The 24,097-nt window shown below is 65.6% G+C and carries 19 protein-coding genes and 1 pseudogene; 6 read left to right on the plus strand and 14 right to left on the minus strand.

All coding sequences use genetic code 11. The annotated features are described in order from the left end of the window. Window positions 1-2: 2 nt before the first annotated feature. Entirely contained in the window at window positions 3-830 is an 828-nt protein-coding gene (locus tag EAG14_RS15165; RefSeq protein WP_121729388.1) for an SDR family oxidoreductase, read from the minus strand. Window positions 831-892: 62 nt separating this feature from the next. Between EAG14_RS15165 and EAG14_RS15170 the strand changes: the two genes are divergently transcribed. Further along, window positions 893-1,588, plus strand: coding sequence for an SH3 domain-containing protein (locus EAG14_RS15170; RefSeq protein ID WP_121729389.1), 696 nt, complete (start codon window positions 893-895; stop codon window positions 1,586-1,588). Window positions 1,589-1,632: 44 nt separating this feature from the next. Here the strand turns inward: EAG14_RS15170 and EAG14_RS15175 are convergent, their stop codons facing one another. The 11 genes and pseudogenes from EAG14_RS15175 to EAG14_RS15225 all read right to left on the minus strand — a co-directional run bounded on the left by EAG14_RS15175 (window position 1,633) and on the right by EAG14_RS15225 (window position 15,456). Next, on the minus strand, window positions 1,633-2,568 hold the full coding sequence (locus EAG14_RS15175) for a DMT family transporter (RefSeq protein WP_371414364.1): 936 nt from the start codon (window positions 2,566-2,568) through the stop codon (window positions 1,633-1,635). A gap of 228 nt (window positions 2,569-2,796) precedes the next feature. Then, window positions 2,797-4,092: a DUF3422 family protein gene (locus tag EAG14_RS15180; protein ID WP_099740451.1), complete on the minus strand. Its 1,296-nt coding sequence runs from the start codon at window positions 4,090-4,092 to the stop codon at window positions 2,797-2,799. Between the two features lie 149 nt (window positions 4,093-4,241). Continuing rightward, window positions 4,242-5,752, minus strand: a pseudogene (locus tag EAG14_RS15185) (tripartite tricarboxylate transporter permease). 15 nt (window positions 5,753-5,767) lie between these two features. Next, window positions 5,768-6,256 carry a tripartite tricarboxylate transporter TctB family protein gene (locus EAG14_RS15190; protein WP_099658415.1) on the minus strand — a complete coding sequence of 163 codons (489 nt, stop codon included), beginning with the start codon at window positions 6,254-6,256 and terminating at the stop codon, window positions 5,768-5,770. A 142-nt stretch (window positions 6,257-6,398) separates the two neighbouring features. Then, window positions 6,399-8,192 (minus strand): GspE/PulE family protein, encoded by a 1,794-nt coding sequence (locus EAG14_RS15195; protein WP_121729391.1) that lies wholly within the window; start codon window positions 8,190-8,192, stop codon window positions 6,399-6,401. Window positions 8,193-8,289: 97 nt separating this feature from the next. Next, complete coding sequence (locus EAG14_RS15200; protein ID WP_099658413.1) at window positions 8,290-9,054, minus strand: spermidine synthase; 765 nt, start codon at window positions 9,052-9,054, stop codon at window positions 8,290-8,292. A gap of 4 nt (window positions 9,055-9,058) precedes the next feature. Next, window positions 9,059-9,697, minus strand: coding sequence for a DNA-deoxyinosine glycosylase (locus tag EAG14_RS15205; protein WP_371414424.1), 639 nt, complete (start codon window positions 9,695-9,697; stop codon window positions 9,059-9,061). A 102-nt stretch (window positions 9,698-9,799) separates the two neighbouring features. Then, a complete protein-coding gene (locus EAG14_RS15210; RefSeq protein ID WP_121729392.1) occupies window positions 9,800-10,636 on the minus strand; it encodes a TatD family hydrolase in 837 nt (278 codons plus the stop codon). Between the two features lie 24 nt (window positions 10,637-10,660). Then, the gene (locus EAG14_RS15215) at window positions 10,661-13,204 is read right to left on the minus strand and encodes a PAS domain S-box protein (protein WP_162996016.1); all 2,544 of its coding nucleotides are present in this window, start codon (window positions 13,202-13,204) and stop codon (window positions 10,661-10,663) included. Window positions 13,205-13,457: 253 nt separating this feature from the next. Then, window positions 13,458-14,210 carry a lipoprotein-releasing ABC transporter ATP-binding protein LolD gene (lolD, locus tag EAG14_RS15220; protein ID WP_205603408.1) on the minus strand — a complete coding sequence of 251 codons (753 nt, stop codon included), beginning with the start codon at window positions 14,208-14,210 and terminating at the stop codon, window positions 13,458-13,460. Next, a complete protein-coding gene (locus EAG14_RS15225) occupies window positions 14,203-15,456 on the minus strand; it encodes a lipoprotein-releasing ABC transporter permease subunit (protein ID WP_099658410.1) in 1,254 nt (417 codons plus the stop codon). The genes lolD and EAG14_RS15225 overlap by 8 nt, the downstream gene beginning before the upstream one ends. Before the next feature lie 112 nt (window positions 15,457-15,568). Between EAG14_RS15225 and EAG14_RS15230 the strand changes: the two genes are divergently transcribed. Next, window positions 15,569-16,531: a phosphoglycerate mutase gene (locus tag EAG14_RS15230; protein ID WP_121730503.1), complete on the plus strand. Its 963-nt coding sequence runs from the start codon at window positions 15,569-15,571 to the stop codon at window positions 16,529-16,531. Then, window positions 16,528-18,252 carry a single-stranded-DNA-specific exonuclease RecJ gene (gene recJ, locus EAG14_RS15235; protein ID WP_121729394.1) on the plus strand — a complete coding sequence of 575 codons (1,725 nt, stop codon included), beginning with the start codon at window positions 16,528-16,530 and terminating at the stop codon, window positions 18,250-18,252. Before EAG14_RS15230 ends, recJ begins: the two co-directional genes overlap by 4 nt. A 186-nt stretch (window positions 18,253-18,438) precedes the next feature. Here the strand turns inward: recJ and EAG14_RS15240 are convergent, their stop codons facing one another. Then, the gene (locus tag EAG14_RS15240; protein ID WP_121729395.1) at window positions 18,439-20,187 is read right to left on the minus strand and encodes a methyl-accepting chemotaxis protein; all 1,749 of its coding nucleotides are present in this window, start codon (window positions 20,185-20,187) and stop codon (window positions 18,439-18,441) included. Window positions 20,188-20,355: 168 nt separating this feature from the next. Here EAG14_RS15240 and EAG14_RS15245 point away from each other — a divergent pair, with 168 nt between their 5' ends. After that, window positions 20,356-21,219, plus strand: a complete 864-nt coding sequence (locus EAG14_RS15245; RefSeq protein WP_099740442.1) for a 3',5'-nucleoside bisphosphate phosphatase — start codon at window positions 20,356-20,358, stop codon at window positions 21,217-21,219. A 21-nt stretch (window positions 21,220-21,240) separates the two neighbouring features. Next, complete coding sequence (locus EAG14_RS15250; RefSeq protein ID WP_099740441.1) at window positions 21,241-21,876, plus strand: L-threonylcarbamoyladenylate synthase; 636 nt, start codon at window positions 21,241-21,243, stop codon at window positions 21,874-21,876. 49 nt (window positions 21,877-21,925) lie between these two features. Here EAG14_RS15250 and EAG14_RS15255 read toward each other — a convergent pair whose 3' ends face one another. Then, complete coding sequence (locus tag EAG14_RS15255; protein ID WP_121730504.1) at window positions 21,926-23,122, minus strand: methyl-accepting chemotaxis protein; 1,197 nt, start codon at window positions 23,120-23,122, stop codon at window positions 21,926-21,928. A gap of 241 nt (window positions 23,123-23,363) precedes the next feature. Here EAG14_RS15255 and EAG14_RS15260 point away from each other — a divergent pair, with 241 nt between their 5' ends. Beyond that, window positions 23,364-24,035, plus strand: a complete 672-nt coding sequence (locus EAG14_RS15260; protein WP_099740440.1) for a site-2 protease family protein — start codon at window positions 23,364-23,366, stop codon at window positions 24,033-24,035. Window positions 24,036-24,097: the final 62 nt, after the last annotated feature.

Here is a 24,097-nt window from a genome sequence, read left to right on the forward strand (position 1 = left end):
GCTCAAGCCCCTGGGTAAGCGCCGCCGTCGGCCAACACATTCTGGCCCGTCATGTAGGCAGCATGCACGCTGCACAAAAATGCGCAAATAGCCCCGAACTCCTCAGGCGTGCCATACCGCCCGGCGGGAATCTGCGCCTGCTGCGACGCGCGGATTTCATCCAGTGCCTTGCCCGTCTTGGCCGCAGCCGCGCCGATGGTGGCTGCGAGCCGGTCGGTATCGAACTTGCCGGGCAGCAGGTTGTTGATGGTGACACCCTGCGCAGCCAGCTTGCTGCGGGCCACACCCGCCACAAAGCCCGTGAGGCCGCTGCGCGCACCGTTGGACAAACCCAACACGTCAATCGGCGCCTTCACCGCGCTGGAGGTGATGTTGATCACCCGACCAAAACCGCGCGCCGCCATGCCATCCACAGTGGCCTTGATCAGCTCAATGGGCGTGAGCATATTGGCGTCCACCGCTTTGATCCAAGCATCTCGGCCCCAGTCACGAAAGTCCCCTGGGGGTGGCCCACCCGCATTGGTGACCACAATGTCAAAGTCGCGCCCCGGCCCGCCTGCTGCGGCAAACACCGCATCACGGCCCTGCGCCGTGGTGATGTCGGCCGCGACGGCGATCACCACAGGTTGCGGGTGTTTCAGCCCTCCAGCGCTGATCTGAATGGCGCTGTCAGCTATCAATTTTGCAGCAGACTGAGCCAGCACATCGGCGTTGCGAGCGTTGATCACCACGTTCACACCCTCGCGCACCAAGGCCTGCGCGCACCCCAACCCCAAGCCTTTGCTGGCACCACACACCAGCGCCCATTTGCCCGCAATTCCCAAATCCATAACAATCTCCGGTTTGAATGTTGATGCTTGATTCCAAAGCATCATAAATTGAGGCATCCACCATGAACTGGCTGAACCACCTAGCCCTTGCCAGCGGCTTGGCTTTGACTGTTGCGATCCCCTTTGGCACGGCGCACGCGCAGACTGCCGTGGTCAAACGCTCGACGGAACTGCGCGAATCCCCCGCAGACAACGCCCCCAGTCTGGGCTCCATCCCCGCCAACACGCAGGTCACGCGGACTTCCGAGCGCAATGGCCCGTGGGTCAAGGTGCAAACCCCTGAGGGCGCCAGCGGCTGGGTGCACAACTTCGACATGGGGGCCGCCAACTCAGCAGCCCCATCGGGCAACAACAACGCCAGCACCGGCAACATGCGCACCCTGGGCGGCGTGCTGGGCCGGGGCGGCACCAGCACCACCACCCCCACCAGCACCGCCGGCACGCGGGGCTGGGGGAATGGCAAAGGCGCACAGGCCCCCGCCGGAGCCCACCAGTCGCAAGATGGGGAAGATGACGACATGGGCGAAGAGACCCCCGCCCCCACCAAGGGACAGCAAGGGGCACGCAACGCCAACACGGGCAATGGCAACAAGGCATCGGCCTACCAGCGCCCTCCCAGCAACAACCCACAAGCCCCTGCGGCCCCGGGCCTGTCGACCTATTCGTCGGGCAACAATAACAACTGGGGCATGGGCAACAACAACAACAACAACAACAACAACAACGGTGGTGCCAACAGCTGGGGCAACAACAAGTAAGGCAGCCCCCCAAAAAAGCAGGGGCCCGCGCTGCGGGCTCCTGGCTAGCCTCCCACCGCCTTGCGCGCCAGGCGGGTGAACACAAAGATCCCCGCCACCACCAGGCAGGTGCCCACGGCCAGCCACAGCGTGAAGGGCTCCCCCAAGATCCAGATGCCCATGAAGATGGTGGACAAGGGCCCCACCATGCCAGCCTGCGCCGCCATACCGGCCCCAATGCGCTCAATGGCCATCATCACCATGAGCACCGGTGCCGCCGTGCACAGCGTGGCGTTGAGCACCGACAACCACAGCACCTGCGGGGCCACGATGGCGGCACTGAGCGGCCGCAGCACCACAAACTGAACCAGACAGCAGATGCACGCCACGGTGGTGGCGAGCCCGACCAGGCGCAATGCGCCGATGCGCTGGACCATCTCTCCGCTGTACACAAGGTAAACGGCATAGCTCACAGCGCTGAGAAACACCAGCAACGCCCCCCACGCCGCCTGCCCGCCCTGCGATTGGGCCTCTAGCCCAAAGACCAGCACCACCCCGCAGTAGCTGATGAGCATGCCCACCGCCTGCCCCCAATGGATGCGCTTGCCGTACAGCGCCCAGCCCAGCAGCACCACCAAGGTGGGGTTGAGATAGAGAATCAGCCGCTCCAGGCTGGCCGTGATGTAGACCAGCCCGGCAAAATCCAGAAAGCTGGCCAGGTAATACCCCGTCACCCCCAGCCCCAGCACCCCCCACACATCCTTGCGCGACAACGGCGGCTTGCCCCGGCTGGCCCACCAGGCCATCGCGGCAAAGATGGGCAGCGCAAACAGCATGCGGTACATGATGAGCGTGACCGCATCCACCCCATGCCGGTAGGCCAACTTGACGATGATGGCCTTGGCGCTGAAGGCGATGGAGCCCAGCAACGCCAGCGCAAGACCTACCGCCAAGCCAGAGGCAGGAGGTTTGGCTGGCGATGCGGGGGCGGGATTGGACACGGGCATTCTTCCTAGCAAAGGGGCAAGCGACGGGGTAAGCAACGGCCGACACATCGGCACACGCCGAGTGCATCGCAAACAGCACCGGCACGTGCCAGTGTGGCACGGCCCCGAGCCTGACGGGCATCGGAACTGAGGGTGGCGGGCCACGCCGCACAAGATGCCTGCAAAGCGCACACCTCGGGCAGCCTCACAGGAGCCCAAAGGGCAAGCAGCCCTGTAAAAACCTCAGTGCTTGCGGAACAGCCGGTGGTGCAAGCGCCGCAGCGACCACCAGACCCCCAGGGCCACCACAGGGATGGCGATGGCCGCGGTGGATTCTGGTGACAGCGGCCACCCCAGCGCTTTGCCCCCTTTGGCCAGGTAAGACACCAAGCCCACGATGTAGTAGGTGATGGCAGCCACCGACAGGCCCTCCACCGTGGACTGCAGCTTGAGCTGCAAATCCTGCCGCTGGTTCATGGTGGCCAGCAAGGCCTGGCTGCTTTGCTGCTGCTCGATCTCGACCCGGGTGCGCAGCAGATTGCTCATGCGCGAGACCCGCTGCGACAGCGCATCCTGGCGGCGCGCGGCCCACTCACAGGTGCTGCGCGCAGGGGTCAGGCGCCGGTCCATGAACTCACCGATGGTCTGCATGCCTGCCAGGCGCGACTCGGCAATGTCCTGGATGCGCTTGTCCACCAGTTCAAAGTAAGCGCTGCTGGCCGAGAAGCGGGAATGCGTGGCCGCGTACTGGCTCTCCACCTGCCCGGCCAGCCGGGTCAGGCGGTCCAGCAGCGCGGGCTCATCGTCGCGGTTGGCCGTGCGGATGGCGTTGGCCAGCTCGGCCAGCTCGCGCTCGGCAAAGGCCAGTACAGAAGAAGCCTCGCGCGCAGCAGGCAGGCCCAGCAGCGCGGCCATGCGGTAGGTTTCAATTTCCAGCAGGCGCTGCACCAGGCGGCCCAGGCGGCGGGGCGTCATGCCACCGGCCAGCAGCACCATGCGCGAAAAACCATCGGCATGGATGGCGAAGTCGGTGTACACCTCACCGTGCCCATCGGCCACGGTCGATGCCACCAGCGTGTCTTCGTGCAGCACATGCTTGACGAGCGTGCCGGACCCAAACTGGTGCGTGGGCAACGCCCACAAGTTCAGGCTACAAAGGCACTGCCCCGGCAAAGCGGCCAGCCACTCACGCGGCACCGCCGTCGTCGCACTCACGGGCTCGCGCTCTCCAAACGCGTCCATGGCCGTGGGCACCATGAAGGTCCAGGAGACAAACTCGGTGTGCAGTTCCCAGCGAATGCGAAAGGCCCCCAGGTCCATGCGCAAGTGGGTGGTGTCTGCATCGGGCAAAGCCAGATGGTGGTCTCTGAGCAGCGCGGCCACATGCGCCCGGCTGGCCTCGCGTTCTGCGGCATCGGCCAGCATCACGACATGGGCGATGGCCAGGGGCGAAGACATGGCCTCTGGCGGGCGGGCGTGGATTTCGTTGTGCAGCAAGACCCGGTGCGGGTGCTGCGTGGGGCGGATCGTGGGTGGCATGGAAATCCCTGAAGGCTGGCCACCATTGTGTACCGAGCCCCTTGCACGACCTGAGACCCAACGACAAAAAACAACGGCACCCGAAGGTGCCGTTGTTTTGGTAGGGCGCAAGTCCAAAGGGGCGCGGGCCTTTGCCCCGCCCCACTGGCTTATTCCTCGACGAAGGCTTCTTCGCGCTTGTTCTTCACGGCAGGCAGCAGCACGATGATCAGCAGCAGCAGAGCAGCTGCCAACAAACCGGCCGACAGCGGACGCGTGACAAACACGCTCCAGTCACCACGCGACAGCAGCAGCGCACGGCGCAGGTTTTCTTCCATCATCGGGCCCAGGATGAAGCCCAGCAGCAACGGTGCAGGCTCGGTACCCAGCTTGTGGAAGATGTAGCCAATCAAGCCAAACGCGCCCACCATCCACACGTCAAACGTGTTGTTGTTGGTGGAGTACACACCCACCGCGCAGAACAGCACGATGGAGGGGAACAACCAGCGGTAAGGCACGGTGAGCAGCTTGATCCAGATGCCGATCAGCGGCAGGTTCAGGATCACGAGCATGGCGTTGCCGATCCACATCGAAGCGATCAGGCCCCAGAACAGTTCTGGGTTGCTGGTCATCACCTGGGGACCAGGCTGGATGTTGTGGATGGTCATCGCACCCACCATCAGCGCCATCACTGCGTTGGGGGGATACCCAGGGTCAGCAGTGGAATGAACGAGGTTTGCGAACCCGCGTTGTTGGCAGACTCAGGCGAGGCCACACCACGGATGTTGCCTTGGCCGAAAGGCACTTCGCCAGGACGCAGCTTGGTCTTCTTTTCGAGCGTGTAGGCAGCAAACGCGGCCAGCAACGCACCGCCGCCGGGCAAGATACCCAGAGCAGAGCCCAGCAACGTACCGCGCAGCACGGCTGGCACCATGTTCTTGAAGTCTTCCTTGGTGGGGAACAGGCCTTCCACCTTGGCTGTGAACACTTCGCGGTCTTCATCAGGGCGCGACAGGTTGGCAATGATTTCGCCGTAACCAAACACGCCCATGGCGATGGTCACGAAGCCAATGCCGTCGGTCAGTTCAGGGATGTCGAAGCTGAAACGGGCCACACCCGAGTTCACGTCGGTACCCACCAAACCCAGCAGCAGACCCAATACGATCATGGCCACAGCCTTGAGCAGCGAGCCCGAGGCCAGCACCACGGCGCCAATCAGGCCCAGCACCATCAGCGAGAAGTATTCGGCAGGGCCGAACTTGAAGGCCACTTCGGTCAGCGGAGGAGCGAAGGCCGCCAGGATCAGCGTGCCCACGCAGCCAGCGAAGAACGAGCCCAGGCCCGCAGCCGCCAACGCAGGACCCGCTCGGCCCTTGCGCGCCATCTGATAGCCATCGATCACCGTCACCACCGACGAAGACTCGCCAGGCAAGTTCACCAAGATGGCGGTGGTCGAACCACCGTATTGCGCGCCGTAGTAAATACCGGCCAGCATGATCAGCGCAGCCACAGGGGGCAGCGCGTAAGTGGCGGGCAGCAGCATGGCGATGGTGGCCACAGGGCCAATGCCTGGCAACACACCAATCAGCGTGCCCAACAGGCAGCCGATAAAGCAGTAAACGAGGTTTTGGAACGTAAAGGCGACGCCGAAGCCGAGCGCCAGGTTGTTAATCAAGTCCATGGAGGTGCTCCTGCCTTAACCCGAAATGAAACTAGGCCACACCGGGAACTGCAACTTCAGCGCCCACACGAAAGCCACATAGCTGCCAGCCGCCAACACGGTGGCCAGCACAAACACGGCCTTGGCATTGAACTCATTGCCCGCCAGGCTGGCAATGAAGGTCAAGGCGTAGATGCCAACGATCAGGCCCATGGCGGGGACACCGATGCTGGGCAGGCCGCCGAGCAAGATGCCAAACGCAAAGTTGGCTGCCAGGATGAAGAACAGCGGCTTCCAGGCCCACTTGCCGATCTTGTCGCCATCGGCGGTCTCCACGGTGGTCGCCTTGAAGGTGATCACCAAGCCGATGATGGCCAGCAAGATACCCAGGATCAGTGGGAAATAGCCGGGGCCCATGCGGGCTCCATTGCCGATGTTGTACGTGGTCGCTCCCCACGCAAACGCTGTCCCGACGCCCATAAACATGAGGCCGGAAAAAAAGTCTTTCTGACTCTTGATATTCACGAGTGTGTCCCCTTCAGGAAATTCGGATCGGCCGATTGTGGTGGCCCGGGTCCAGCGACTCGATGTGGATTCCACCTACATTCGGTAACGCCCCTATGGGAGAGGAGACACACCCCGGGAAAACCCCGACCCTTGCAATGCTCTATTCAAGCGGCGGCGTGGCCGCGATCACCTCGTCCAGCGAAGTCACGCCCTCGGCCACGCGCAGTGCCCCAGCCAGGCGCAGCGGGCGCATGCCGTCTTGCACTGCCTGGCGGCGCAGCGCGTCGATGGAAGGGGCCTGGTTGATCTTGTCCTTGAGCGTCTCGGTCACCGTGAGCAACTCATACAGCCCCATGCGCCCCTGAAAGCCCGTCATGCGGCAGTCCACGCAGCCCACGGCCTTGTAGGGCTGGTAGGCACCATTGAGCTTCCAGGGCTTGACCACATCGGCCAGCGTCTCGCGCTGGGCCGCCTCGTCAGGCTGCTTGCAGTGCTTGCAAAAGGTGCGCACCAGCCGCTGGGCCAGCACACCCAGCAGCGTGGCGTTGATGAGGTAGGACGGAACACCCAGCTCCATCATCCGCGTGATGGCGCTCGGAGCGTCGTTGGTGTGCAGGGTCGAGAACACCAAGTGCCCCGTCAGCGCCGCCTGGATCGCCATCTCCGCGGTTTCCAGATCGCGGATTTCGCCCACCATGATGATGTCGGGGTCCTGCCGCATGAGGGCGCGCAGGCCTTCGGCAAAATTGAAGTCGAGCTGGGGCTGCACCTGCGTCTGGTTGAAGCTGGGCTCGATCATTTCGATCGGGTCTTCCACCGTGCTCACATTGACCTCTTCGGTGGCCACGCGCTTGAGCGTGGAGTACAGCGTGGTCGTCTTGCCCGAGCCCGTGGGCCCCGTCACCAAAATGATGCCGTGCGGGCGCTTGACCAAGCCTTCCCAGCGCTGCGCATCGTGCAGCGAAAAGCCCAGCGCATCCAGGTCTTTCACGGCGTTGTCGGGGTCAAAAATCCGCATCACCATCTTCTCGCCAAACGCCGTGGGCAGCGTGGACAAGCGCATTTCCACCTCTTCGCCGCGCGGGTTGCGGGTCTTGATGCGGCCGTCCTGCGGGCGGCGCTTTTCCACCACGTCGATGCGGCCCAGCAGCTTGATGCGCGAGACCATGGCGTTGTGCACACCCATGGGCATCTGGTAGACAGGGTGCAGCACACCGTCGATGCGAAACCGGATCACGCCCTGCTCGCGCCGGGGCTCCAGGTGGATGTCGCTGGCGCGCTGGTCAAAGGCGTACTGCCACAGCCAGTCCACCACCTTGACCACGCCCTGGTCATTGGCATCGAGCTGCTTGTTGGTCTTGCCCAGCTCCACCAGCTGCTCAAAGCTGCTGCCCGCATTGGCGCCACCCGCCTTTTGGGCAGAGCGCACGGACTTGGCGAGCGCAAAAAACTCGGCCGTGAAGCGGTGGATGTCTTGCGGGTTGGCCACCACGCGGCGCACCGTGCGGCGCGACTGGCGCTCGACCTCGCCCACCCAATCGGTGATGAAGGGCTCGGCCGTGGCCACCACCACCTCCTTGGGCGTCACCTGCACGGGCAGCACCTTGTGGCGCTCGGCGTATGAGGCGCTCATGGTGTCGGCCACGCGGCCCACATCCACCTTCAGCGGGTCAATGCGCAGGTAGGGCAGGCCCGCGCGCTTGGCCAGGTATTCGGTCAGGGCCTCGATATCGAGTGGCCGGCCATCGCTGGCCCGAGACATGGCCACGTTGGCCAGGCGCACCAGCGGGTTTTGTGCGCTCTCGGCCTGAGAGCAGCGGGCAATGGTGCGCTGCGCTTCTTCGGCAGATATCACACCGTCCGCGCTCAGCCAGTCCACCACCTTGCGCCAGACCAGCGGGCCTGAAAAAGAGGTGGCAGAAGTACGTGCAGCGGTCGCAGTGTGAGGGGACATGGCAAAAACCTAGAAAAGACCAAAAGAGACCAGAAGAGACCGAAAGAAAACCGGAAAAATCAAAAAGGCCCAGGGAGCACCAGCCCCATCCGGCCCGCTATGCCGCAACGGGTTTGAACACGCGCACCCACTTGGTGGCAGGCAAGCCCCAACGCTCTTGCACCACCTCGGCCCGCGCCATCAGCTCGGCACGCTTGGGGCGCGAGGGGGTGCGCTGTGCCAGCACCACGGTGTTGCCCTCGCGGGTGGGCTTGAAGGCCCACAGCGCGTCTTCGCCAAACGCGCTGGCCATGCTTTTAAGGCTGCGCTCATAGCTCGACGAGCGGCCGAACAGGTTCACCGTCATGCAGCCATCGTCCGACAGCAGCGCGCGGCAGTCGGCGTAAAAATCGGGGCTGTCGAGCACCGGGGCTGCGGCCTCATGGTCGTACAGGTCCACCGCCAGTGCGTCCACCGTGCCCAGCCACATGGGGTTCTTGATTTCCTCGGCCGCATCGGCCAGCACCACGCGCAGCTTGGCGCCATCGGGCGGCAGCTTGAACCACTGGCGGCACACGGCCAGCACCTGCGGGTTCAGCTCGATGGCAGTGGCGCACAGGCGCAGCTTTTTGTGGCAGAACTTGGTGATGGCCCCGGCCCCCAGCCCCAGCTGCATGGCGTGGCGCTTGGTGACGGAGGTGGGCTCCACAAACAGCAGCCAAGCCATCATGCGCTGCACGTATTCCAGCTCGAGCACAAAGGGGTCGTCCACGCGCATGGAGCCCTGGATCCAGGGCGTGCCCAGGTGCAGGTGGCGCACTTCGCCATCGTCAGAGACGCTGACTTCTGGCAGCTCGGGGAGGGTATTTTTTTTGCGGGTCATGGGTTCAAAGCAATCCGTGCGCGGCCATCAACTGGGCCCACGCGGTCTGTTTACGTTCAAAGCTCCAAGAGGCGTTGGCCGGGCTGGTAGAGGGCAGAAGGGCCGACTGCACCTGGGCATCGGCATGCACACCCGCCCACTGCTGGCGCACCGCCGCACTGTGCTTGAAGCTTTCCCCGCCATTGTGGGCGATGGCGCGCAGCGCGGGGCATTCGCGCAGCAACTGCGCAAAATCATTGACCACAGCGCGGCGGATGCTGGTGTCCAGGCTGCCCTCGCGCTCGCAGCTCGCGTACACATCCCACACACCCAGGCGACGCTCCAGCAGCCAGGCACAGCGCTGGGCATAGTGCTGCGGCCCCGCAGGCGGCAGCGGGTGCTGGGGCCACAGGCTTTGCAAAATGCGCCAAAAGTGGTTTTGCGGGTGGCCGTAATACTGCTGCGCCTTGAGCGACGCCGCCCCTGGGAAGCTGCCCAGTATCAACACCACCGTGCGGCCCGACACCACCGGCGGCAACCCCACCAGCCGGGTGGGCGCGCCAGGGGCCGCCAACGAGGGGGCGGCTGCGACGGATGGGGGGAGGTCGGCGAAACCTGGGGATTTGGGGGCTTTCACGGGCACACCGCCCTCCATCTTTTTCATGCCCAGCATTGTGATGCGCTCACGTATCTGGAATGTATCCCGCCGGTGTCCGCTCTTGAAATGCTACCAAAACCGTAGCTGCCAGCGCTTATAGGTAAAGCGCTAGGGCCATTTTTTATTGAAAATTAAAGACAGCCCCGGCAAGGCGGCACAGGCGTTGGCGGTGGTCGCCTGCGCCAGCTCTGGCAGCGCCATGCCGCGCAGCTGGGCCACCACCTGCGCAATGCGGGGCAGCTCGGCGGGGGTGTTGCGCCCCTGGGCCTGGCCCTGTGCGCGCTGCGCAGCGGTGGTGTACAGCCAGTGGGGCGGTATGTCGGGGGCATCGGTCTCCATCACCAGGCTGTCCAGTGGCAACTCGGCCGCCAGGCGGCGCAGCTGCAGGGCCCGGTCGTACGTCACGGCGCCGCCAAACCCCAGCTTGAAGCCCAGATCGATGAAAGCCTGTGCCTGCTGCAAGCTGCCATTGAAGGCGTGCGCGATGCCCCCGCGCACCTTCACCTCGCGCAGGGCCTTGAGCAGCAAGTCGGCCGAGCGGCGCACATGCAGAATCACCGGCAGATCCAGTTGCCGCGCCAGCACCAGTTGCGCGCGGTAAAAGCGCTGCTGGCGCGCGTTGTCCAGCCCCGGCACAAAGAAGTCGAGCCCGATCTCGCCCACCGCCACCAAGCGCGGGTCGCTGCGGTGCTGCTGCAGGGCGTCGGCCAGGTGCTGCAGGTCTTCGTCCTGCGCGCGGCCGGTGTACAGGGGGTGAATGCCCAGGGCGTAGCTGTCACCATGCCGGTGGGCCAGCAGGCGCACGGTGTCCCAGTTGCTGCGCTCCACGGCGGGCAGCACGCAGTGCGCCACCCCGGCCTGCGCGGCGTGCTGGCGCACCGCGTCTACGTCGTGCGCCAGTTCGGGGGCGTCCAGATGAGCGTGGGTGTCTATCCAGAAAGTCATGGCGGCATGATGCCCCAAGGGCGCTCACGCCTCCCCGGGCGGCCCCTCGAAGCGCCCGCGCCCGTTGCGCTTGGCCAGGTAGAGCTTGGCGTCGGCACGGGCGATCAGGTCTGTGGCGCCTTTGGCGGGGTCCACGCCAAACGCCAGCCCCACGCTGGCGCCCACAAAGACGGTGGCAGCCTGAAGCTCGAAAGGCGCCTGGGCCGCCTCCACAATCTTGGCGGCCACGGTGCGGGCGTGGTCCAGCTCGCGCACCTGCTCCAGCACCACGGCAAACTCATCGCCGCCCAGGCGGGCCACCGCGTCGCGCGGGCGCACCAGCGAGCGCAGGCGCTGGGCAAACAGCTTGAGCAGCTCATCCCCCACGGGGTGGCCGTAGGTGTCGTTCACGGGCTTGAAACAGTCCAGATCAATGTACAACAGCGCCATGTGGGCACCGCCGCCCTGGGCCAGGCTGCGCTGCATGTAGGCGTCCAGCCCGGCGCGGTTGAGCAGGCCCGTGAGGGGGTCGCGCTGCGACAAGGCCAGCAGCCGCCCGGCTTCTTGGCGGTGCTCGGTAATGTCCTGGGCCATGGCCACAAAACCATCGACCTCGCCCGACTCGGTGCGCAGGGGCATGTAGTGGATGGACAGGTGGCTCGCAGGCGCGCGGTGCGCATAGTCTTTTTCAAAGGTGACCGTCTCTCCCGCCAACACGCGCTGCACCATGGGCAGGCTGCGCTGGTGCTCGGCCTCGCCCAGCACCTCTTGCAGCAAATGGCCCACCACCTCGTCGCGCCGCTTGCCATGCCAGCGCTCAAAGGCGCTGTTGATGAAGCGGTATCGCAAATCGGAGCCCACCACGGCCACTTGGGCAGGCACCACCTCGGTCACCGAGCGCAAGGTGTTGGTCTGGCGCAGCAGCTCCTGGCGGGCCTGCTCGGCGTGCGAGATGTCGCGCATCACCCCGGACAAGTGCTCCAGCTTGCCCTGCAGGTCACGGTGCCCGATCACCATGTGGCTCACCGGCAGCAGGCGCCCGCCTGCGCCGCACACCGTGATCTCGCCCGTCCACAGGCTGTTGCGCTGCACCTCGGGCACCACCACCTCGGCATGCAGCTGCAGCATGTCGGGCGGCAGCAGTTGGGAGAGCTGCACGCTGGACGCAGGCACCTCGGGCGCCAACCCCAGCAGGGCCCTTGCAGCGGGGTTGAGGTAGGTGATTTCACCCTGCACCGAGGCCTGCACCACAAAGTCCGACGTGCTCTCGATGATGTCGGACAGCATGCGCCGTGCACGCTCGGCCTGCACACGCTGGGTGATGTCTTGTACCGCCCCCACCAGGCGCACGGTGACGCCGTCGCGCCGCTCTGCCTCGCCAAACGAGCGCAGCCACAGGCGCTTGCCCTTGGCGGTGACGGCGGGCAGCTCCAGGTCCCACGGCTCGCCGGTCTGGACGGCGCGCTCCACCGCCTTGTGGATCAATGGGCGGGCATGGGGCTCGTAAAAATCCAGGGCATCCCGCATGGCGGGCACCACGCCCGGCTCGGTTTCGTGGATGCGCTGCATCTGCACCGTCCAGGCCGAATGGCCAGTGACCAAATCGCGCTCCCACCCGCCCACGCCCGCCACGTTGCCAATGCGTTCGAGCAGCTGCTCGCTGGCACGCAAAGCACGTGCAGCCTCTTTCTGGGCAGAAATGTCCCGCCCCACCGAGTGCAGATAGGGCCGCCCCTGGGGGTCACGCAACAGGCTGTTGATCCAGGAGACCCAGCGTTCCCCGCCCTCTTTGGGGGTGTGGACCATGCGGTCTTCACCTTCACAGCGCTGGCCGGTGCGAAACACATCGGCCAGGCGCTGGCGCAAAACATCGCGGTCTTGGGGCTTCACATAGTCGTACAGGTTGCACCCCACCATGCTCTGCCCTTCCATGCCCGCGAGCCTCGCGTAGGCCGGATTGGCATAAAAAATCTCGCCATCGGCCCACGACAGCGCGACCATCTCGCCCTGCCCCTCCACCATGGTGCGGTAACGGGCTTCGCTTTCGGCCAGCGCTTTTTCGTAATCGTCACGCACGCTGAAGGCCCGCGTCAGCAAGTCGCGGCGCATGGCCAGGGCCTGTGCAGCCAGGTGTGAGAGCGATTGCAGTGCCGCACGCTGCTGCGCGCTCAACTGCCGCGCTTGGCGGTCAATCACACACAACGTGCCCACCCGTTCACCGCCGGGCGCATGCAGCGGCGCTCCGGCGTAAAAACGGATATGGGGCTCCGCCGTGACCAAGGGGTTGCATACAAAGCGGGTGTCCAGGGTGGCATCACCCACCTCCATGACGTCGGGCGTGAGGATGGCGTGCGCGCAAAACGCCACATCGCGCGCGGTCTCTGTCACCCCAGGCAACCCCACGTTGGACTTGAACCATTGCCGGTGCTCGTCCAGCAGACTGATCAGCGCAATGGGGGCCCCGCACATCTCGGCGGCCATGTGGGCGATGGAATCAAACAGAGGCTCGGGCGAAGTGTCCAGCACCAGCAGGTCGCGCAAAGCGGCCAGCCGCCGGGCCTCTTCCTGGTCCTGGGTCTGGTTTGGCAAGGAACCCTCCATCGATAGCCCTTCCCCTCCTGACTGCCCTGCCCTGGTCGGCGACTGCACTGCGCTGATGGCAGCGCACGGAGGATGCCCCATTCTGCACACGTTCTGTAACAAAACAACCCAAATACGGCCGGGTTGTCTGGTGCGAGCCCAAAATGAGAGACGCCCGTGGGCACAAAGCCACGGGCGCCTATACACGGATGCCTATAGCCAGGAGCCTGTTGACGATCTCGCAGGGGACCGTCAACCGCTTTTACGCAGAGGGCTCGGACAGCCGCCCTTGCACCAGGCGCACCACCCGGTGGCAGCGCGCCGCCAGCGATTCGTCGTGCGTCACCATCACAAACGCCGTGCCTTGGTCGCGGGCGAGTTGCAGCATCAGGTCAAACACGCCATCGGCGGTGTTGCGGTCCAGGTTGCCGGTGGGCTCATCGGCCAGCACGCAGCCGGGGCGGGTGACCAGGGCGCGGGCGATGGCCACGCGCTGGCGCTCGCCGCCGGACAGCTCGGCCGGGCGGTGTTGCAGGCGATCCTTCAAGCCCACGGCGGTGAGCACGCGCGCCGCCTCGGCATGGCACTGCACCAGCGGCAGGCGGCGAATGCGCAGCGGCATGGCCACGTTGTCGAGCGCACTGAACTCCGGCAGCAGGTGGTGGAACTGGTAGATAAAGCCCAGGTGCTGGTTACGCAACTGGCCCTGCCGCTCGGGCGAGAGGGTGGACAACTCTGAGCCCTTGAGCCGCACCGAGCCTGCCGTGGGCGCATCCAGCCCGCCCAGCAAGTGCAGCAGCGTGCTCTTGCCCGAGCCCGAAGCGCCGACGATGGCCAACGCCTCGCCCGCACGGATCTGCAGGTCCACACCGTGCAGCACCGTGACATCCAGGCGGCCTTCGGTGAAGCGCTTGGTCAGGCCCTTGGCTTCGAGCACCACCTCACCACTCAGAGAATTTTGGCCATTTTGGCCTGTAGCGCCCTCTGAATAAGCGCGAGCAGCTACATTATTCATAGCGGAGTGCCTCTGCGGGATTGACGCGGCTGGCGCGCCAGCTGGGGTACAGCGTGGCCACAAAGGCCAGCACCAAAGAAATGACGCCGATGGGCACGATGTCGCTGGCCTGCGGCTCGCTGGGCATCTTGCTGATGAGGTAAATGTCCTTGGGCAGGAAGCTGGCGTTCAGCGCCCGCTCAATGGCCGGGACGATCACATCGATGTTGGCGGCAATACCCAGGCCCAGCAGCAGGCCCACGCAGGTGCCGATCACGCCCACCATGGCGCCCTGCACCACAAAGATGCCCATGATGCTTTTCGGGCTGGCGCCCAGCGTGCGCAGGATGGCGATGTCCGCGCGCTTGTCCGTCACCGTCATCACCAGCGTGCTCACCAGGTTGAACGCGGCCACCGCCACGATCAGCGTGAGGATGATGAACATCATGCGTTTTTCGAGCTGCACGGCGGCAAACCAAGTGCGGTTTTGCTGCGTCCAGTCGCGGATCAGCAGGTCGCCACTCAGGCTGCCCACCAGCTGCTGCGCCACCTCGCGGGCTTGGTGCAGGTCCTTGAGCTTCAGGCGCACGCCTGTGGGACCTTCGAGGCGAAAGATGCGCTGAGCGTCTTCGTGGTGCAGCATGACCAGGGCCGAGTCGTACTCGTAGTGGCCCGAATCGAACGTGCCCACCACCGTCATCTGCTTGAGGCGGGGCACCACGCCCGCAGGCGTGACCTGCCCGGCCGGTGCGATCAGCGTGACGGCATCGCCCACACGCGCGCCCAGCGAACGGGCCAGCTCACGCCCCAGCACCACATGGAACGCGCCCGGCACCAGTTGCTTGAGCACGTCGGCATTCGTGGCAGCCAGGTCAGTCACGGCGCCTTCCTTGTCCGGGTCAATGCCGCGCACCAACGTGCCCTTCATGTCCTCACCACGCGCCAGCAGCGCCTGTGCCGCCACAAAGGGGGCTGCGCCGATGACGGCAGGGTTTTGCTGCGCCTCGGCCAGCGTGCGGGCTGGGTCGGGCAGCGCTGCGCCGTGGGGCGCAAAAATCTCGATGTGCGAGACCACGCTCAGCATGCGGTCGCGCACCTCTTTTTGGAAGCCGTTCATCACGCTCAGCACGATGATGAGCGCCGCCACCCCCAGCGCAATGCCCAGCATGGACACGCCCGAGATGAACGAGATAAAGCCATTGCGCCGCGTGGCGCGGCCAGCGCGCGTGTAGCGCCAGCCCAAGGCCAGTTCGTAAGGAAGTTGCATAGTCACCTGAAATTTCGCCCGCCACGGCGCCCGAACTGGGCGACGTGGGGAATGTAGGGGGAAGTGGGCGACGCGGATTGTGGCATCCCGGACAATACCGGCACCTATGCACCTGTCAGACCCCCACCATTTGCTCATCCCCTGCGCGGCCAGCACCGCCGACGGAGCCCAGCAAACCCTGGACAGCCTGGCGCTGCCCCATCTGGCCGCCCTGCTCGCCCGCCTCACCCCCGACACCGCCCGCGCCCACTGGGGCGACGAGAACAGCTACTCCAGCCCCGCCGAAGTGGCCCTGGCCCACAGCCTGGGCCTGCCCACCGAAGACGGCCGCATCCCCTGGGCCGCCTGGCACCGGGTGCAGCAGGGCCTGGGCGCCGACAGCACCGCCTGGGCGTTCATCACCCCCTGCCAGTGGCAGGTCAGCACCAACCACGTCACCCTGAGCGACCCCGCCCAACTGGCGCTGGACGAAACCGCCTCGCGCGCGCTGCTGGATATCGTGGCGCCCTGGTTTGCCGAAGACGGCATCGCCCTCACCTACGACCAGCCCACCCGATGGCTGGCCCAGGGCGCGCCCCTGCAGGGCCTGGCCACCGCATCGCTGGAGCGCGTGCTGTGCCGCGACGTGCGCACCTGGATGCCCCAGGGCACCGACAAACAAGCCACCCGCACCCTGCAGCGCCTGTTCAGCGAGATGCAGATGCTGCTCTACACCCACGCCTTCAACGACGAGCGCAGCAGCCAGGGCCTGCCCACCGTCAATTCCTTCTGGGTGCACGGCGCGGGCCAGTTGCCCAGCCCCCCCGCCGCAACGGCCGCGCCACACATTGACGCCTCCCTGCAAACCCCGGCCCTGGGCGAAGACTGGCGCACCTGGGTCGCAGCCTGGCAAGCGCTGGACGCAGGCCCCCTGGCCCAACTGCGCCAGCAGGCCGAGCAAGGCCGCCCCGTGCGCCTGACCCTGTGCGGCGACCGTGGCGTGCAGAGCTTTCACACCGCGCCCCGCGGCCTGCTGCAAAAAATTCAAAGCCTTTTAAGCCCCCAGCGCTTGAAAGACGTGCGCGAAAAGCTATGAAAATAATAGCAAGAGACATCCCTCCCCGCGCCGCCTGGGCACTGGAGCAAGCGGGCGTGCACCCCCTGCTGGCGCGCCTGTACGCCGCGCGCGGCGTGCACAGCAAAGACGAGCTGGACGACGGCCTGGCCCGCCTGCTCCCCCCCAGCGGCGAAAAAGGCCTGAAGGGCATTGACGCCGCCGCCCGCCTGCTGGCCGACGCCATGGCGCAGAACCTGCGCCTGGTCATCGTGGCCGACTACGACTGCGACGGCGCCACCGCCTGCGCCGTGGGCGTGCGTGGCCTGCGCATGTTGGGCGCAAAAAACGTGGACTACCTCGTGCCCGACCGCGTGACCGACGGCTACGGCCTCACCCCCCCTATCGCTCGCCGCGTGGCCGAGCGCGGGGCCGATGTGCTCATTACCGTGGACAACGGCATCGCCAGCGTGGAAGGCGTGGCCGAGGCCAAGGCCCTGGGCCTGCAGGTGCTGGTGACCGACCACCACCTGCCTGGCCCCGCGCTGCCTGCGGCCGATGCCATCGTCAACCCCAACCAGCCCGGCTGCACGTTCGAGAGCAAGTCCATGGCCGGCGTGGGCGTGATGTTTTACGTGCTGCTGGCCCTGCGTGCGGAGCTGCGCGCACGCGGAGTCTTCGACGCCGCCACGCAACCCAAGCTCGACCCGCTGCTCACGCTGGTGGCACTGGGCACGGTGGCCGACGTGGTCAAGCTCGACGCCAACAACCGCCGCCTGGTCGCCCAGGGCCTGAAGCGCATTCGCATGGGCCAGATGCCTGCCGGTGTGGCCGCGCTGTTCACCGCCGCCGGCCGCAAAGCGCCTGCCGCCACCACGTTCGACTTTGGCTTTGCCCTGGGCCCACGCATCAACGCCGCAGGCCGCCTGGCCGACATGACGCTGGGCATCGAATGCCTGCTGACCGACGACACCGGCCGCGCCGCCGAGCTGGCCGCCACGCTGGACGGCATCAACCGCGAGCGCCGAGATATTGAAAGCGGCATGCGCGACCAAGCCATGCTGATGGCCGAAAGCCTGTTCCAGGAAGACGAAGAACCGCCCCCGGCCATCAGCGTGTTCGACCCCGACTTCCACGAAGGCGTGGTCGGCATCGTGGCCAGCCGCATCAAGGACAAGCTGCACCGCCCCACCTTTGTGTTTGCCGCCAGCAGCGCGCCGGGCAAAGAGCACGAACTCAAGGGCTCAGGCCGCTCCATCCCCGGCTTTCACCTGCGCGACGCGCTGGACCTCGTGGCCAAGCGCCACCCCGGCGTGCTCCTCAAATTCGGCGGCCACGCCATGGCCGCAGGCTGCACGGTGGCCGAGGAGCACTTCGAGGTGTTTGAGCAAGGCCTGGCCCAGGTGGCGCAAGAATGGCTGGACGCCGCCACCCTCACCCGCAAGATCGAAACCGACGGCCCCCTGGCCCCCGAATACTGCCGCGCCGATATCGTGGACACCCTGCACCGCGAGGTCTGGGGCCAGGGCTTTTTGCCCCCCACCTTCAGCGAAGAGGTGCAAGTGCTAAGCCAGCGCCTGGTGGGCGAAGCGAAGAACCACCTCTCGCTCAAGCTCATCCACCAGGGCAACCCGGTGGACGCCATCTGGTTCGGCCACACCGAGCAACTGCCTGCGCGGGTGCTACTGGCCTTCCGCCTCGACGTGAACGAGTGGAAGGGGGAGCGCAAGGTGCAGTTTCTGGTGGAAGGAGCGCAGCTCTGAAGGGATGCGCAAGGCCGCGCCCCCTGTGGGGTGCCTCAAACAAAAACCCTGGAAGGGCAGCGTCGCCATTCCAGGGTTTTTTCATTGGCAAGCAAAGTAAATCTTCAAGCCAAATCACCCTCTAGCGATTTATCTATAAGCGCTAGCAGCTATTACTTCAATAGCAAACCCTTGCCCCGCACTGCCTCAGAAGCTCTCCCACTCATCGTCATTGCCCTTGGCTGCCGCTGGCGCCGGGGCCTTGGCCGGGGCGGGTGCCTTAGCGCTGCTGGTGAGCTTGGCCGCTGGCGCCGCCTTGCTGCCCGCCACTGCGGCCCGGGCGGGGGCCGGAGCAAAGCGCTGGGCAGGCGCAGGCCGGGGGGCCGGGGCGCTCGCGCTCGCGCGGGTGCTGGCGCCCACGTTGAAGACGCTCACCACTTCGGCCAGCCGCTGCGCCTGGTCGCGCATGGAGGCGGCGGCTGCGGTGGATTCCTCGACCAGCGCGGCGTTTTGCTGGGTCATCTGGTCCAGGTTGGCCACGGCTTGGTTGACTTGGCCGATGCCGTCGCGTTGTTCGGTGGACGATGCCGTGATTTCTCCAATGAGGTCGCTCACGCGGCGCACGCTGGCGACGATTTCGTCCATGCTTTTGCCTGCCTGGGTGACTTGTTCGGAGCCGCTTTCAACGTTTTCGACCGATTTGCCGATGAGGGTTTTGATTTCCTTGGCGGCTTCGGCGCTGCGCCCGGCCAGGCTGCGTACTTCGCTGGCCACCACGGCAAAGCCTCGGCCTTGCTCTCCGGCCCGGGCGGCTTCCACCGCTGCGTTCAGCGCCAGGATGTTGGTCTGGAAGGCGATGCCGTCGATCACGCCGATGATGTCGCTGATCTTGCGGCTGCTTTCGGTGATCTGCTGCATGCTGGTGACCACTTGGCCCACCACTTCTCCGCCGCGGGCTGCCGCCTGGGCGGCGGTGCCTGCGAGCTGGTTGGCCTGGCGGGCGGTGTCGGCCGATTGGGTGACGGTGGCTGTGAGCTCTTCCATGCTCGATGCGGTCTCTTCCAGGTTGGCGGCGGTTTGCTCGGTGCGGGCCGAGAGGTCGTGGTTGCCGTTGGCGATCTGTACCGAGGCGCTGGAGACGGAGTCCACGCCCTGGCGCACTTCGCTCACCACGCCGCGCAGGCGCGCAGACATGTCCGAGAGGGCACGCAGCATCTGGCCGAGTTCGTCTTTGCGGGTGGATTGCAGCTCGCGGGTGAGGTCGCCTGCGGCGATGGCATTGGCCGTGTCCACCGCACGGTGCAGCGGGCCCGTGACAGAGCGCACCAGCAAGGCCGCCAAGCCCATGCCCAGCAACATCAAAACCAACACCACGGCGCCAGCCACCCACACCATCTTGGTGCTGGCAGCTTTGGCTGCTTGCACTGCCTCGTCACGCTGGCGCTCTTGCAGCGCTACGAACTTGTCGATGGACTCCAGGTACAGCGCAATCTTGGGGCGGTAGACGGTCTCCAGGAATTTCTGCTTGGCTGCCGGGTCTCCCGCCTCGACCAGCTCTTTGATCTTGTCGCCCTGGCCGCGCACGTCGGCACGCGCAGCCGCCACGGCGGCCAGCGCGGCCTTGTCAGCGTCCGAGATGGCCGATTTGTTGATCTTTTCCTGCACCGGGGTGATGCGGGCGGTGAGCGCTGGCACCCGGGCGTCAAAGTCTTCTTTGAGCTTGGCGTCGGTGGTGACGAAGCCGGACATCGACATCGTCACCGCCAGCTCCGCCAAGCCACGCCAGCTCACCGCCGTGGTGATGGCGCTTTCGTACCGCTCCACCAGGGCCTCGGTCTTGTCGGTCACGCTGCGGCTGTACAGCTGGATGCTCACAGCGGCCGCCAACATCAGCAGCAAGAGACCGAGGATCACGCTCCACATCTTGTGGGCTACACGCAGGTCGTTGAATTTCATAGTTTTTCGTGGGTGGGCTGAGAAAAAGAGACGGCTTGGGGCTGCACACAGCCACCAGGCAACGAGAGTGAGGCATGATGCATCATATTTATCATTTGTTTTATTTTATTCAAAATAATAGAAGCTATACCACCCTCGTGGTCTGGGGCAAACCCGTAGAATGAAACCGTGACTACCTACCTCAACGCTGATCTGCACTGCCACTCCGTGGTGTCCGACGGGACTTTGACGCCCGAAGACCTCGCAGCCCGCGCCAAAGCCAATGGCGTCGAGCTGTGGGCCCTGACCGACCACGACGAAATTGGCGGCCAACACCGCGCGGCCGCTGCAGCGCACAGCCAGGGGCTAGCGTATCTGACAGGCACCGAAATCTCTGTCACCTTTGCGGACACCACGGTGCACATCGTGGGGCTGGGGTTTGACCCCGACAACACCGCCCTGGCCCAGGGACTGGCCGCCACACGCGGCGGACGCGGCCAGCGTGCCCAGGAGATGGCGGCGCAATTGGCCCAGGTGGGCATTGCAGGCGCCTACGAGGGCGCGTTGCAGTTTGTGGGCAACCCCGAACTCATCTCGCGCACCCACTTTGCGCGCTTTCTGGTCGAAACCAAGGTCTGCCGCGACACGGCCGAGGTGTTTCGCAAGTACCTGATCGAGGGCAAACCCGGCTACGTGCCCCACCGCTGGGCCACCCTGGGCGATGCCGTGCGCTGGATCACCGAGGCTGGCGGCGTGGCGGTGATTGCGCACCCCGCGCGCTACAAGTTCACCGCCACCGAGGAATACGCGCTGTTCTCCGAATTCAAGGCCCATGGCGGCACGGGGGTAGAGGTGGTCACAGGCAGCCACAGCGCCGCCGAATACCTGACCTATGCCGACATGGCGCAGGAATTCGGTCTGGCTGCCTCACGCGGCAGCGACTTCCACAGCCCCGACGAATCCCACACCGACCTGGGCGCCCTGCCCCTGCTGCCGGGCCACCTCACGCCCGTCTGGGAAACGCTGGCCCACCGCGTGCGGCCCGCCGCCTGAGGGCCCCAGAACACCCAAGCCATGGCCCAATACTTCGAAGTTCACCCCGACAACCCACAGCCCCGCCTGCTCAAGCAGGCTGCCGCGTTGCTGCAAAAAGGCGGCATTGTGGCCGTGCCCACAGACTCCAGCTACGCCCTGGTGTGCCACCTGGACGACAAGGACGCCGTGGACCGCCTGCGACGCATTCGCCAGGTGGATGACAAGCACCACCTGACGCTGCTGTGCCGCGACCTGTCTGAGCTGGCCAACTATGCGCGGGTGGACAACCGCCAGTACCGCTTGCTCAAGCTGGGCACGCCGGGGCCTTACACCTTCATCCTGGAAGCCACCAAGGAAGTGCCCCGCCGGGTGAGCCACCCCTCACGCAAAACGATTGGCCTGCGCGTGCCCGACCGCAAGGGCCTGCAATTGCTGCTGGAGCTGCATGGCGCGCCGCTGCTGGCCACCACCTTCATCCCGGCGGGCGAGAGCGAGCCCCTGAACGACCCCGAGCAGATCCGCGAACGCTACGAAAAGGTGCTGGACGCCATCGTGGACGCTGGCGCCTGCCCGCTAGAGCCCACCACCGTGATCGACCTGACCCCCATGGGCACCGGCGGCGACCCCGAAGTGGTGCGCGAAGGCCGGGGCAGCCTGCAAGCCCTGGGGCTTTAAGAGCGCGGACAGTGGCAGGCTGCGGCACCTGCCGCCCCGCCCCCACGGATTACAGCTTGAACGCGCCCACCGCGCGCTGCAGTTCCTGAGCCCGCCCTGCCAGGCCCGAGGCCGCGCTGGCCGCCTGCTCCACCAAGGCCGCGTTTTGCTGGGTGGCGCCATCCATGTGGGCCACGGCCTGGTTCACATGCTCAATGCCCGCCGTCTGCGCATGCAGCGCGCCCGAGATATCGCCCAGCAGTGTGGTGACCTGGCCCACGGCCTGCACGATCTCTTGCATGGTCTCGCCCGCCTTGCCCACCAGCCCGGAGCCGTTTTCCACCTGATCCACCGACTGGCTGATCAGCGTCTTGATCTCGCGCGCGGCCACAGCACTGCGCTGGGCCAAGCTGCGCACTTCGCTGGCCACCACGGCAAAGCCGCGCCCCTGCTCCCCTGCCCGCGCGGCCTCCACCGCCGCATTCAGGGCCAGGATGTTGGTCTGGAACGCGATGCCCTCGATCACCTGAATGATGTCCACGATCTTGCGCGAGCTGCTGCTGATGGCGTCCATGGTCTGCACCACATCACCCACCACGGCGCCGCCGCGCTCGGCAATGTGCGACGCGTTCACGGCCAGGGTGCTGGCCGAACGGGCGCGGTCGGCGTTTTCGCGCACCGTCACCGTCAACTGCGACATGCTGGCCGCCGTGTCGGCCAAGGAGGCAACCTGGTCCTGGGTCCGCCGGGCCAGGTCGCTGTTGCCTGAATCAATTTCGCCGGTGGCGTCCGAGATGGAGTCGGAAGACTGTTTGATGCCCGTGACCAGCTCGGTCAACGTGTCTTCCATGGACCCGAGCGCCGTGAGCAAACGCCCAAAGTCGCCATGCAGGTCAGACGAAAACTCCTGGCTCAAATCCCCGGCCGCCACGGTCTCGGCAATCAGCAAGGCTTGCTTGAGCGGCGACACGATGGCGCTGCGCAGCACGCCAAACGCCACCACAGCCACCACGCATGCCGCCAGGCCCAGCACCACCAGCCACACCCGCATGTTTTGCAGCAGGCCATGGGCCTGGTCAGCGGCCCGCAGCAGGGGCAGCTTTTGCGCTTGCTCCAGTCCCGACACCGAGGCTACCGCCGTGCGGTAGGCGTCTTCCGCCTGGCCCATGCCCAGCCACACCACGCCCACCAACACCGCCACCAGCAAAGCCACCGTTCCAAAACCCAGCAGCAGCAGCGTTCCAATCCGCAGTCGATCCAATCCCATGTCTTTGTCTCCGTCCTTTGGTTTTTTGCGGTGCGCGCGGCTGGCAAACGCCAGCGGTGGCACCGCAGTGTGTTGCGGCATCGTACCCACGAACGCGGTCTGGCGCTGGCGAGCACCGACCGTCGTCGCACATCCGAGACAATCTGCAGCGTGCCGCCGCGGCGAGCAAAGCCCCGGGCCCACACAAGCCTGCAGGCCAGCACACGCCAGAGGCACGGGCACCTTCTGAGACAATCTTCGCGTGGACACCTCCAATCTCATCCAAACCATCCTGATCTACGCCCTGCCCGTGCTGCTTGCCATCACAGTGCACGAGGCGGCCCACGGCTACGCAGCGCGCCACTTTGGCGACAACACGGCGTACATGCTGGGACGCATCACCCTCAACCCCGTCAAGCACATCGACCCGGTCGGCACCATCCTGATGCCACTGCTGCTGCTCTTCGCAACCTCGGGGGCCTTTGTTTTTGGCTACGCCCGGCCTGTGCCGGTGAATGTGGGCGCCTTGCGCAACCCCAAGCGCGACATGATCTGGGTGGCCCTGGCGGGTCCCGCGTCCAACTTTGCGCAGGCCGTGGCCTGGGCGGCCCTGTGGGCAGTGCTGGCTGGTGTGGGCGTTGAGGAAGAGTTTTTCATCGGCATGGCCCGCGCGGGCGTGCTGGTCAACCTGTCGATGTGGGCCTTCAACCTGTTTCCACTGCCGCCCTTGGATGGCGGGCGCATCCTGGTCGGCCTGCTGCCCTGGAAGGCATCGCAAATACTGTCCCGCGTCGAGCCCTACGGCTTTTTCGTGGTCATGGCCCTGGTCTATTTCCAGATCGTCTCGCAGTTCTGGATGACGCCCCTCATGACCATGGGCCTGAACCTGATCAAAGCCCTGGTGCTGTCCCCGCTCAACGCATTGCTGCGCTGAGCGCGCAGACCACACCGGCCCTAGCCGCCAGACCCCATTGTCCTTTTTGACCCCGTTTTTCC

The organism is Acidovorax sp. 1608163, assembly GCF_003669015.1.
In the GTDB taxonomy this organism is placed as follows: domain Bacteria; phylum Pseudomonadota; class Gammaproteobacteria; order Burkholderiales; family Burkholderiaceae_C; genus Acidovorax.